The sequence below is a fragment of the Algibacillus agarilyticus genome (assembly GCF_003286125.1).
GTDB classification, from domain to species: domain Bacteria; phylum Pseudomonadota; class Gammaproteobacteria; order Enterobacterales; family Alteromonadaceae; genus Algibacillus; species Algibacillus agarilyticus.
This window is the reverse complement of sequence record NZ_QMED01000021.1, coordinates 19,971-31,876: the sequence shown is the minus strand read 5'-3', so window position 1 is coordinate 31,876 and position 11,906 is coordinate 19,971. Positions and strand designations below refer to the sequence as shown.

At 37.1% G+C, this 11,906-nt stretch carries 10 protein-coding genes; 2 read left to right on the top strand and 8 right to left on the bottom strand.

The genetic code is table 11. The features are described from left to right. Positions 1–15: 15 nt before the first annotated feature. Positions 16–753 carry an SDR family NAD(P)-dependent oxidoreductase gene (locus DPX34_RS15275; RefSeq protein ID WP_111979320.1) on the top strand — a complete coding sequence of 246 codons (738 nt, stop codon included), beginning with the start codon at positions 16–18 and terminating at the stop codon, positions 751–753. Between the two features lie 80 nt (positions 754–833). Here DPX34_RS15275 and DPX34_RS15270 read toward each other — a convergent pair whose 3' ends face one another. Continuing rightward, the gene (locus DPX34_RS15270) at positions 834–1,238 is read right to left on the bottom strand and encodes a DUF1801 domain-containing protein (protein ID WP_111979319.1); all 405 of its coding nucleotides are present in this window, start codon (positions 1,236–1,238) and stop codon (positions 834–836) included. 94 nt (positions 1,239–1,332) lie between these two features. Between DPX34_RS15270 and DPX34_RS15265 the strand changes: the two genes are divergently transcribed. Continuing rightward, the gene (locus DPX34_RS15265) at positions 1,333–2,574 is read left to right on the top strand and encodes a hypothetical protein (RefSeq protein ID WP_111979318.1); all 1,242 of its coding nucleotides are present in this window, start codon (positions 1,333–1,335) and stop codon (positions 2,572–2,574) included. 212 nt (positions 2,575–2,786) lie between these two features. Here the strand turns inward: DPX34_RS15265 and DPX34_RS15260 are convergent, their stop codons facing one another. The 7 genes from DPX34_RS15260 to DPX34_RS15230 all read right to left on the bottom strand — a co-directional run bounded on the left by DPX34_RS15260 (position 2,787) and on the right by DPX34_RS15230 (position 11,893). After that, entirely contained in the window at positions 2,787–3,422 is a 636-nt protein-coding gene (locus DPX34_RS15260) for an HAD-IA family hydrolase (protein WP_111979317.1), read from the bottom strand. Between the two features lie 352 nt (positions 3,423–3,774). After that, a complete protein-coding gene (locus DPX34_RS15255; protein WP_111979316.1) occupies positions 3,775–5,436 on the bottom strand; it encodes a glycoside hydrolase family protein in 1,662 nt (553 codons plus the stop codon). A gap of 368 nt (positions 5,437–5,804) precedes the next feature. Beyond that, the gene (locus DPX34_RS15250) at positions 5,805–8,159 is read right to left on the bottom strand and encodes a beta-galactosidase (RefSeq protein WP_232824762.1); all 2,355 of its coding nucleotides are present in this window, start codon (positions 8,157–8,159) and stop codon (positions 5,805–5,807) included. Positions 8,160–8,722: 563 nt separating this feature from the next. After that, positions 8,723–8,935, bottom strand: a complete 213-nt coding sequence (locus DPX34_RS15245; RefSeq protein ID WP_111979315.1) for a hypothetical protein — start codon at positions 8,933–8,935, stop codon at positions 8,723–8,725. Between the two features lie 84 nt (positions 8,936–9,019). Further along, entirely contained in the window at positions 9,020–9,859 is an 840-nt protein-coding gene (locus DPX34_RS15240) for a hypothetical protein (protein ID WP_111979314.1), read from the bottom strand. After that, entirely contained in the window at positions 9,856–11,322 is a 1,467-nt protein-coding gene (locus tag DPX34_RS15235) for an iron-containing redox enzyme family protein (protein WP_157964748.1), read from the bottom strand. The genes DPX34_RS15240 and DPX34_RS15235 overlap by 4 nt, the downstream gene beginning before the upstream one ends. Further along, a complete protein-coding gene (locus DPX34_RS15230; protein ID WP_111979312.1) occupies positions 11,315–11,893 on the bottom strand; it encodes a YiiX/YebB-like N1pC/P60 family cysteine hydrolase in 579 nt (192 codons plus the stop codon). Before DPX34_RS15230 ends, DPX34_RS15235 begins: the two co-directional genes overlap by 8 nt. Between the last annotated feature and the right edge of the window lie 13 nt (positions 11,894–11,906).

Genomic DNA, 11,906 nt, shown 5'->3' with positions numbered 1-11,906 from the left:
AACGAGAGAAACAACATGCTTAATTTGACAGGAAAAACCGTATTAATTACAGGTGCTAATCGAGGGATTGGTTTAGCATTTGTAAAAACGTGTCTAAGCGCAGGTGCTAAACACATCTTAGCTGCAGGTCGTGATTTATCGGCTTTAAAAGCCGTTGTAAAATTAAATCCCGCTGTAATTAAAGCCATCGAGTTAGATGTAACCAATAACACCCATGTTCAAAACCTTAAAACAATTAAACAGTTAGATGTACTAATCAATAATGCGGGCATCGCTAATGGGTGTTTTAATTTAGCTGATAACGCATTAGACGTTGCAAAAAAAGAAATGGATACACATTATTTTGGCCCCATGAACATATGCCAAACACTGATGCCCGTTTTAAGACAAAGCCCAAATGGCGCGATTATTAATATTTCATCTATTGCGGCTCTGAGTAATTTTCCTTCATTAGGCCCCTACTCTGCTACAAAAGCGGCATTAATGTCGTTTACTCAAGGGTTAAGAATAGAGTTAGCTGATTCGGGTCTTAAAGCGGTATGTGTTTACCCTGGTCCAACCGATACCCGCTTAGCGCCAGGTGACATTCCTAAAGCGACCACTGAGTCAATTGCAATAAATACATTTGCTCAAATTAATAACGGTCAAGTAGATATTTACCCGGATGATTTTTCGCAAGCCATGTATGCACATTTTCAAGAATCAGCCCAACAGCTCGCCCAAACTTACACCGAAATGCATAAAGGGTCTTAAAAAACGGGATTTAACAAGTAGCGCCATCAAAACGACAAAGATAAACACGCCCTAGCATCATTTATTTTGTTAAAAAATGATTAAGCACCCAGTAAGGGTAAATGCTTTATTTTTTTATAACGCAATGACATAGAGATGCAGTGGGTTAGCTCTTTATGCGGTATAGCCTGATCGATTTTAAATACAATTGCACGGCGACCGGCATAGGTAAACCGGTCACCATAGATTTCTTTAAATGTTTCTATCAATATCGTTTTACAGTTGAAATAAATACAATACTGCATAGGGTGTTTCGCTTTCCAATCAATTCTAATGGTACTTCCCATTTTTGAAAGATAGCTAGGTTCACCCCACTTCAATGTTTCTGTTAAGTCCAGTATCTTTTCTTGCTCAGCAACCTTATAAATCAAAGTGCGTAAACTACGAAGTAATACCGATACATCTTCGGGATAAGAATCAAATTTTTGCTGTACACTGGGGTCCATTTAACAATCCATCACTGAAATTAGATGCCAGACTTGAAGAGTAACCTTTTTTAATTACTTATTTGAGTTTATTAATGATTTTTCAAGGTAATTTATGTCCAACAATTTACTCTTAGCTAATTTAAATCAGCCTGACGCATTAGAAGCGGCTTATCATCAATCACCACAAAAATTTGAGGCGCAACTTAAAGATGCACTTGAAGTAACCCCTGATTCAGAAACGCTCAAAGTATGGCATGCTAGGCTATCTTATTGCCCTGCCGCGGTGGTTAAAAATTTCTCGATTAGCCTATTAATCGCTTTTTGTTTTATAACGAGTATTTTGGCCAAATTACCCACTTTTCTACCGATTGAAGGTGATTGGTATTATCCACGTTATATCCCTATTTTAATTATCACGGCGGTAATAGCCTACTTTGTTAGCACAACGAAACCCAGTCGTAGAATATTAAAAATGATTGTTGGCGGCGTTATAGCCAGCGCAGGTTATTTAGCCCTTCTACCCGATACTCATCACTCAGCATCTGTCATTATGGCTTTAGTGCATTTACCCATGTTTTCACTGTCATTATTAGCGCTTAGTTTTATGGGAGACGATTGTAAAAATGTCGAATCCAGACTTAATTTTATTCGCTATTTAGGCGAAATGCTTATATATGCCATGCTTATCTTATTAGGCGGAATGGTGTTAACGGGCGTAACTTTGGGGCTATTTTCTATGATCGGCTTAAATATAGCAGAGTGGTATACCCAATATGTGGTGGTATTTGGGCTAGTTTGTGCTCCCCTCGTTGCAACTTATTTGTTTGATGCAATACAAAACAGAGAGAGTAAATTTGCCTCCATATTATCTAATGTGTTTGCACCTTTATTTCTCATTACGGTGCTTGTTTATCTTATCGCTACGCTTTATCAGGGCAAAAGCCCTTTCACCAATAGAGATTTTCTGATTACTTTTAACGGGTTATTGGTTGTTATTTTAGCGCTAACCATATTTTCAATATCAGGAAAAAAGCGTATCGCCGAAGCCACATTGTCGGACTATATTAATGTTTCGTTGATTAGCGCGACTTTGTTAGTCAATGCAGTGGCCTTGTCGGCAATATTATTTAGGCTGTCTGAATATGGATTAACGGTAAACAGAGTGGTTGTATCGGGTGCTAATATCCTCATCTTTTTTCATTTGAGCCTGTTGTTAAAAGCGTATATTAAACACATTAGATTTAACGATAACTTAAGCCAACTTGAAACGACAATTGCTAAGTATTTGCCGTTATATACGTTGTGGTCATTTATCGTTGCGGTTATTTTTCCTTTAGTCTTTTGGTTTAAGTAAGTGTTGTGGTAGTAGAGTCCCTTTGAGACAGTACTCAAATCACTTCAAAATGCAATCAGGTGACGCAGTTTAAATTAGATTGATCCAGTTTAACTTTATATAAAAGGGTAGGCAAACTTGACGCTTTCTCTTCTATACAACTCATATTGTTGATCAGTTCGAGGGTTCTAAACGGCTCGATTTTGCTGACTCACGTTTAGATTTTTAAACCACTAAGTACCGAGCCGAGTGAGTAAATGTTGAGGTGCTTCAACTATATTATTTGGGTTATGCTTTATTAAAACACCTCGGCTATTGTACCCCCAGCAAACCGATAAACACTGAAGACTACATCGCTGAGCAGCAATGATATCGCGTAGCTCATCACCAATATAAAAAGTATTATCAGCTGATAATCCCTCTTTGCGTAACACTCGTTTTAGCATAAAATTTTTACCTAAAAGCTTGGCATCTGCATAAATAAAATCAAAAAATCCGAGCCTGTTATGCACTAAAAATGCATCCACATTTTCACGTGAATTAGTTGTGACGATACCTAATTGATATTGCTTTTGTAGAGAAAATAAAGTTGTTTTTAAGTCTTCACAAATAGGTAATTGTGTCATGTACTGGTTTAATTTTTTTTTAGCTGATCGCATTACCCAAGGTACTTTAAACCAGTTAATACCTAATTTTTTTAATACTTGGTTCGCCGGCAACTGACGTAACACTTGCATTTGAGACGGCGTTGTATACTTAAATTGATAAAACGATGACAATTCATTAAGTATTTTTAAATTAATCATCAAGGTATCTGCCAGTGTTCCATCAAAATCAAAAATCAATGTGCCTTTCAAATTTTCAGCCATTTACTATAAGCCTCGTTCAATATACGTTTAACTAGTATAACCAAACAAAAAGTAGATAACCCAGCATTCTGCAATGTAAAATACGGATCTCTTGTAGCAACTAACGGCAATTTCAAAAGTTGGAAAATATTGAATGTAGATACTGAGTAAAGTTAGAAGATCGATATCTTGGCTTCTTTGAATTATCGAGTTTTAAGCGATATAAGCCATAGCATTGAAAAAATAACCTTATTAATCACGTCCATGTAAATAATAAAAGTAGACTTAACGGTGGAATATAACACGTAGGTATATTCTCACCGCTTTTGTAAAATATCAGTTAAGTGATGTCGATCATTAACTGGTATTTTATTTAATTACAGCTTGGTAATTTTTGTTCATCACGACTGATGATTAATGAAGCCGCCGGAAAACCAATTGACTTAGCTGCAATTTCATCTTCAGTGGGCACATCAATGTCATAAAACCTTGAGTCTGTTAATGTATGACTACTTGCAGCATATAATAATGGGCTAATACTCGGGCCTTGATGAAAGGTTTCCATTAAAATTTCAGGCTGGTATAAATGACGTAAATCACATGGTATGAAAGGGAACGTGCCTTGTTTAACTTGCGCCTTTGTACCATACGTTGCATTTATATCAGTAATACGTGAATCAGCAGCAAATGAACCAACCGGTAAATTATTTGGGTTGGTAAACTCACCACTCGTGGTTTGCCACTCAACAAATGCTCTATCAATTCGCACGGCAGCACCACAACTGTTAGACGATATTTTTTGCACGTCAAATCGGCCGTTAACAGCAGCCCAAGGTTGGATCATAACCGCTGAATTACCTTCGTTACACCCTATGTTATAACCAAATATATTTGAAACAACCATCGTTTCTATTGGCGCTTTATAGCCAGACGCATGTGGCGCGTCGGTTTCGATACGCAGGGTAGAGCCACCACTCAATGAGTTAATATTTTTAAAAAAAACATTAGAACCAACTCGGGTTTGCACCGCGCCGTAACCGCCATGGGCATTTTTAACGGTTATATCTTTAACTAATCCTTTGTTTGCACCGGCATATATTCCATTTCTCACACTGGGTATAAAATTAACCGAAGAATGGATTGTGTGTTTGTCGATAACAAAAGCACCACTAACCATAAAATTTTCAACTTCAGACACTCTAAACGGCATGACTCGAGGCTCTTGTTGAGTGGTGGGAGGGTACAAGTTATCAGGCAAGCCTGACATATCAATTGTGAATTTTTCGGTGGCCGAAGTTGAACGAATGCTAACATTCTTTACTTGTAAATCGTTATACCCTAAATGGAATGTAGGGCCGTTCCAAGTCACTCTTACCGGGGTAATAATCGCTGCTGGGTCAATAAATAAATGTACATTAGATCTGAGTACTATCTCACCAAATAACCAGTTTCCTGCCGGGATGTTAATAATGCCACCACCTTGTGCGTTTAATTCAGTAATCAGGTCATTTAATACTTTTGAATCATTACCATTAACGTTAGTTAATATTCTTTTACGCTCAGCAGGTACTAATACTGATGTATCATTAAAAAAGTCATTTTCATCTAAAAATTCAGGCAAAGTTGGATCGGTACACACGGGATAATCCGCACCGCCATTTAAGCAAACCGGTACCGTACATACTGGATAATCCGTACCACCATTTAAGCAAACCGGTGCAGTACAAACAGGATAGTCAGTGCCACCGTTATCACACACCGGCGCTGTACAAGCAGGATAGTCAGAGCCGCCGTTATCACACACCGGTACAGTACAAGCAGGATAGTCAGAGCCACCGTTATCACACATCGGTGCTGTACAAGCAGGGTAATCCGTGCCGCCGTTATCACACACCGGCGCAGTACAAGCGGGGTAATCCGTACCGCCGTTATCACAAATTAATGTTTGGTTATTATCTGCAGCGCCACTGTCACTGCCACCACATGCGCTAATCGATAAGACAAGTAGCAAAAAGCTAAATAATTTGTATTTCATAAAATTCTCTTAAGTTTATTGCGATGTTTTATTCATAATCATCGTTAATAGGCCGCCATACTACACAATAATAATATTTACATAAACATCATATGTTAAAATTATTTTAATCAAGTTAAGTGTTTTGTTTATATGTAAGTTAAATAGGCAAGATGAAAGCGTATGATGAGAAGCATGAAGTGATGAGAATAATGAAATTAAATTTGGATATTCTGAATTTGAACATGAGTGAGTGTATACCCACTAAAACCCGCCTTTTTTGATTGTTATCGTTTTAACTTGAACTAAAGCATAAAAAAACCGCGTCAGTGTATAAACACCAACGCGGCTTCATCATTAAGCTAATTTAAGTCATAAAGCGTTAAAGACTAATCGGCTAAACGCTTTTGATACATAGTTGATGTTACGTCTTTAACTGCATTCACCAACTCTGGATAAGGAATATCAGTCACCGTTACAAAACCGATATTTGCATTTTCACCATCAAACGCTCGGCCTGTGATTGGCTCATCAACATATTGGAACCAATGCGCGCCAACCATGTATGGCTTGCTTAAAATACTCTGCATGTAATTTTTGTATTTTCTTGCACGATCTTTTTGATCACTCGCGTGTACGATACCCGGGTTATACATGCCTGAGTCAGGTGAGCTACCTATATGAAACTCACCCACAACCACCGGTAAGTCAACTTGTTCAAGAAACTTCCAGTAATCATCTTGCATGCTGTCTTCATAAATATTGAAGCTCAACACATCTGAATATTTAATAGATGCTTTGATAATTTCATCAGGCATACCCCAGTTAGCCATTCTCGCCCCCATGTATAAATGGTTTGGTAAAACTTGCGCTAATGTATTATGCACAACAGTAAAATACTGCTCGCCTAACATTTCTAACATCTTAGATAAATCACTCACTAAGTTATCGTTATAAGAAGCGAATGTAATTGAATTTTGAATTTGCGCCCAATTGCTAAAATCGGTATTCCAAGCTTTATTGAGTTTATTAATCGTTTTATATTTTTTATTTAAGAAAGTATAAAACGCATCTTTTGCTGGGCTATCGGCCGCTGGTTTTGATAATGCATCTAAAATAACGCCATATCGTGCTTCAACCGAGCCTTCTCTTTCGCCCCAGCTTTTTTCATTGTCGATAAAAATACCGGCACACCAAGGTGATGCTTTTACTTGCTTAGCAACTTGATTTATCGTTGCACGTGCACGTTCAGCAAAAACAGGGTCATACGGATCAGGCATTAACCCCCAATGGTTAACTAAACCCGATAAGGTTTTGAACTCACCAATGATCCAACCGTTAGCAAAATAAGGAACTTGTTTGGCTTCATAAAAAGCGGGATCAACCCAATTACCAAACGATGTAAAGCCCCAGTCTTGCATGCGATCTAACGTGACTTGATGCCATTGTGGTAAAAATTCACCATTATTGTCATCAGCATATTTGCGTTCTAAATTTGCACGATAAAAACTATAAGTTTCACCATGTGGTACAGGGCCTTTATGGGTTTTTCTGCGGTAACTATAATGTTTACTTAACGGATCATCGTAACTAGGTAACCATTCAAATAAATCATTACGTAACGTTGAACGCACAAAGTGAGTATCTCTTACTGCTTCAGATACATTAACAATACCCATTGAATCTTCTGGGGTCACTTCATCGGCGCTAATCTTTCTTACGCTGTCATCTTTAAAATCAACACCCGTGATCGTCGATAAGTTAGCCATTCTTACGTTAGCGGGCCCATGCGAGAAGAATAGGTAGCCGTCTGGATCAACCATCCACCACTTGCCATCTACTTTTTCTGTTCTGAAATATCCGGTGGCTTTTAATTTGGGGCCAGCCGTATAACCGCCATATTGTGAGCGATTAGGCATGCCTTTAGAGTTTTTAAGCTCAATTAATTCAGCTTTAGCCGCGGCTTTTAATTCGGCTTCAGAATTGATTTTTAAAGGGGTTTCGATAAGGGCATTTTGGCCAAATTTATCCACGATCCCTTTCATCCAATTCGGATCGGTGGCCGGGTTTTTACGTAAACGAATATCGCTAATTTCAATTTTTTTGTTTTCGATAATGCCGATCGTAAACAGGTTTAATGCCGATACAGTTGATAAATCAACTTGTGAAGAACGCCAAGAGCGCCAAACCATCAGCTCGTCATTGGTTTGCCAAGGTAGAGCATCACCCCAAAAACCAGAGTCAGTTTCGGCTTCAATACCTGATAAAGGAAAATACACCGTACCTTCAAACTGCCCAGGAATACTGATTGAACGGCTTTGGTATTTACCTGCTTCGTTTTCTAACGATAGATAAAAGTGTACTGAATTGGTTAAAACATTCTTAACATCAAAAGCAAAATTATAGTTATCATGCTTAGAAAGCTGCCAAGGCGATTGAGGAATAACGCGCAATTTTGACGTGTTTTCAGACGCTAAAAATTCAACGGCTAATGAAGATTTACCGTTACGTTTAACGACTTTAGCGACACTGGTACTCGGTTCTAATTTAACCGACAATTGGGTCGCATTTAAATCAATTAGATTTTCTAAAACAACTTCATTATCAAATGCATCATTAATCATACTCGATTTTACATTTTCATCTGCAGTTTTAGACGATTCATTTTGGCTATTGTTAGTACAGCCTGAAACCAACACACTCAGTATCAGACTAACCGTTAAGCTTGTTGTTTTTACATTCACTACACTTCTCTCCTTATAGTTTTAAACATCAAGACTATATTGTTAACAATTTATTATCAACAAGATTTCAGGTGAAAATAAGTACAAACCAATTGAAAATCTATCGGTATAAATCCAATAAATTGATTAAAACGATCATAGCGCCAGTAAAAATGAGACAACGGCCGGTTTAATTATCAAAATACGCCTGTTGTTAAGATCAATTCAGCGTTAAATAATTATCGTAAAAATGGGGTTTGATTAAATAGAAAAGTAAAATAAAGAAGAAATTTAGCGCGTTTATCGACTTAAAAAGTATCGCGCGGTGTATTTCATTTTATACATCACACGTGTTTTTATTGAGCAAACAACAGATTATTAAAGTGGTTAATTAGCTTAATAAGAATAAACAAGATAAAAACCAACCATTATAAATCATATATAAATACCAAAGTTCTTTTATAAATTAAAATATTATGCGAGAAATGGTGATTGCTAGTCTCACTATATAGAAAAAATGCGCAAGAAAAGTCAAAACGCGCCCCCAAATAATGAAATTCAATTAAGGTTAATGAGTGCTTTATTTATCTTGCTCTGTGTCGTGCTAGCAAAATAGCCAACAATACACAAACAAATCCGGCTGCAACAACCATTAATGCACCTAGATTAAATGACTGCGTGTGATAAAAAGCCAATGACATTAATAATAAACCATAAGCAGCAACCACCACACCAAAACCGGCTAAAAATGCACACCCAATAAATTTAGCCCACGCAAGGGCTTTTTCTATAGTCATTCAATACTCCCTTTGCCATACGTAATACGTGAATAAGCCAATCACACTCATATTATTACGGATTGGTATTAAACAGTATAAAAGTTAAACTTCTAAACTGGAGAGCTTAAGGTCTGCCACATCAATTTGTGCAGAACTGATCACGGTGCCAACACTGCTTGGCACTATTTGATGATCTTTCATGTTATTAAATAATTGATTATCAGTTGTGCCTAGCATCATTATTGGGTTAACAATGTTCGATTTATTCATAATATCGGCAAATGAAAATGCCGAGTGTTGAGTTAAATTATAATGTGCATGTTGCTTAGCAACTAAATGGTAAATAGGTTGTACTTGACCATCAATAATAATGTCCTTGTTATTGGCATTAGTATAAAAACCATAATCATAGGCTAATTCGGGCATATCGCTCATCACCTTTTTGCAGTCTTCGACTGACCATTCATAAAGATAAAAAGGGGTTACTTTAAGTTTTTTAAAAAACAGATAAGTCGAAATTTTCTTAACCAATTTGTTTTTGTCAGGTGGCGACATATTAACGGCGACAATATCACTAGTTTCAAGATAAAATCGAACTAGGTACTTAATTAATAACAACCACAAAGCACGGCTTTTACGAATTGATTTATGCAATTTAAAATCACATAAATACCAAAATTTTTGTGTTTTTTGGTTTTGCACACACCTTAATATGGCACAACCCGTACCTTGTATACGTTGCGTACCTTGCTGCATGCCTTCGATAACAAACGTGTATCGTTTTCCTAATGCGTCAAAAAAAGAGAAATAGCTATGATCGCTATCACCATGAGCAATATAAAATGTTTTTTGCCCTAACGGATACGTGAATGACTTTTCAAATGCTTGCAATTGATTTGAAACTTGATGAGCATGGGTATCTAAAATTAAGCGCGTTTTCATTTGCTGATCACCACTGTTTCAGAATAAAAACCCGTGTTGTCGTTTAATACACGTATGCTCGAATAGGGTAGATCAATCAGTTTATAATCACCGATTAACCGCCTCAAAATTAATTTTCCGCCGCTTTTAAGTTGCAACAAAGCACGTTTTACTAACGCATTAAAAGTAGAAAATGGCATCCAATCACCAATATTTGATAAATCGATAATATCAAATAAATCCTGTTGGATCGCGACTTGAGCTGTTGCATGAACGAGACTCAGTTTTTTACTGGCTAGGTCCTTGTTTAAATCAGCGTTATAGATCAAATCACCAAACAAAACATTAAGCGTATTAGGATGTACGCATTTGTTATTAATTGCTTCATTTAACATCTGTGCATAAACATGTTTGAAGTATGAATGAAATGAGACCGAAGAATATTGTGTTGCTTGTTCAGTAAATAATGCATTTAACACGCGATCGTCAAAAGCAAGCTCAATCACATATTTTAATAATTCAGGTTGAGCTAAATAGGTTTCTTTCATTCTATTTTGTTGCTGGCTATTAATAAAAAAAGCACGAACCCAAGCAAAGATAAATTCAAAACGGCCACTTTCAAACTGAACATTTCCGTTTAACTTTTGCCGACATAATGCTAACTGATGCTCATTTAAATCAAAAGCAGTAACCTTAGCCACTTTCGCTATTGACAGGTAATGCATCGGGTTTTCACCACCAGAGCAAGTCGTTAACACGTTAAGCTCTTCAGCGCAGCAAGCCGATACAACCTGATCAATTACATTGCATGATTCTCGTGAGTGATAAAAGGCAATAGGCGTAGTCTCTTTAACCTTATCCAACTCATGATCAGTTACCATAACCAAAGCAGAAAACAACTCTATGAATCGCCATTGGGCTTGTTTAAATAAATCGGCCTCAAATTTGATACCGCATTGTTTCATCGACATTAATAATTCAGCCCCATGCGATAAATCTATTTCACTGTGCAGGCTATAATGTGTTTGTTTAGCTAATAACGTCATTGAATTTAATCTGGCCGCAATGTCATCAGCAATAATGGCATATAAACATTCGATAGCCGCTAGTGCATGAAATTGTTCAGACAATGAATTAAGCGCAAACAACTCATTAAGCCATTGCTCAACAAATGGGTTCTGTTGCATTTCTCCATCAAAACCTAAGGCATCTAAATGCTGCCGAAAAGTAGACGTATGGAATTGGTTTGCATCGCCGCACCCATGTTCTTCCCATATATTTTCAATGATTAAAAGACGAGCATTAATATCACTAATTTGACTCGCTAGTTTAAGTAATAATTGTGAAAAAGACGCCACGGCCTGATAAAACGGAACTTGAGAGCGCAGTAACTCCTCTCGCGTGCAAACTTGTAAAAAATGATAATACCGAGATTTTTCCCAATCCACTTTTGAATCAAGCGTTATTTGTTCAGCGTTATGCATTGAATAACACCTCACTAAATTTTGGATCAATCCACTGGCTATAAGGTGTAATGGTATTGGCATTAAGCGGCACAAAACCACAAAACCAAAGCCACCAAAATAGCGTTAATCCATCAGGGCTTTTAGTAAGCAAAGCCGAAAATGATTCAACCTCTCCGACTTTAATACCGGTTGCTTGCCTAAAAACCTGATAAACAAATTTTGAGCAAAACTGTTGGTTTGAATCAAAAATAAACCCAAAGTTATACAGACGCCCCAAGTGTTGATGACAGGTTTGTTTGATTTTCTGTATTTGTTGCGCATTTAAATCGCCTTTATAACGTTTAACCGACAACCAGTTATTGTCTGAACGCGCCACAAAATCGGCTAATGTTGAAATGCAACTAAATGGCACTTTGCTCTCGGCCACCATCCATTGGTTATCAACTTTAATGGCGATCCCTACATGTGAAGTAGGTGACTGAGTACCTTTTTCTATCGCTTTATATAAAAAATTAGGGATAGAAATAAACAAAATGTCGCCTTCTTTTAATCTATTTTTTAATTTATGTACCCAAGCTTGATTCATCATTTTTCTCCGTTAA

What these genes read in the sequence shown, in the direction of transcription:
- DPX34_RS15265 (WP_111979318.1), top strand. Translation starts at nt 1,333, where the DNA reads ATGTCCAACAATTTACTCTTAGCTAATTTAAATCAGCCTGACGCATTA.
- DPX34_RS15240 (WP_111979314.1), bottom strand. Translation starts at nt 9,859, where the DNA reads ATGAAAACGCGCTTAATTTTAGATACCCATGCTCATCAAGTTTCAAAT.
- DPX34_RS15255 (WP_111979316.1), bottom strand. Translation starts at nt 5,436, where the DNA reads ATGAAATACAAATTATTTAGCTTTTTGCTACTTGTCTTATCGATTAGC.
- DPX34_RS15235 (WP_157964748.1), bottom strand. Translation starts at nt 11,322, where the DNA reads ATGCATAACGCTGAACAAATAACGCTTGATTCAAAAGTGGATTGGGAA.
- DPX34_RS15270 (WP_111979319.1), bottom strand. Translation starts at nt 1,238, where the DNA reads ATGGACCCCAGTGTACAGCAAAAATTTGATTCTTATCCCGAAGATGTA.
- DPX34_RS15245 (WP_111979315.1), bottom strand. Translation starts at nt 8,935, where the DNA reads ATGACTATAGAAAAAGCCCTTGCGTGGGCTAAATTTATTGGGTGTGCA.
- DPX34_RS15230 (WP_111979312.1), bottom strand. Translation starts at nt 11,893, where the DNA reads ATGATGAATCAAGCTTGGGTACATAAATTAAAAAATAGATTAAAAGAA.
- DPX34_RS15260 (WP_111979317.1), bottom strand. Translation starts at nt 3,422, where the DNA reads ATGGCTGAAAATTTGAAAGGCACATTGATTTTTGATTTTGATGGAACA.
- DPX34_RS15275 (WP_111979320.1), top strand. Translation starts at nt 16, where the DNA reads ATGCTTAATTTGACAGGAAAAACCGTATTAATTACAGGTGCTAATCGA.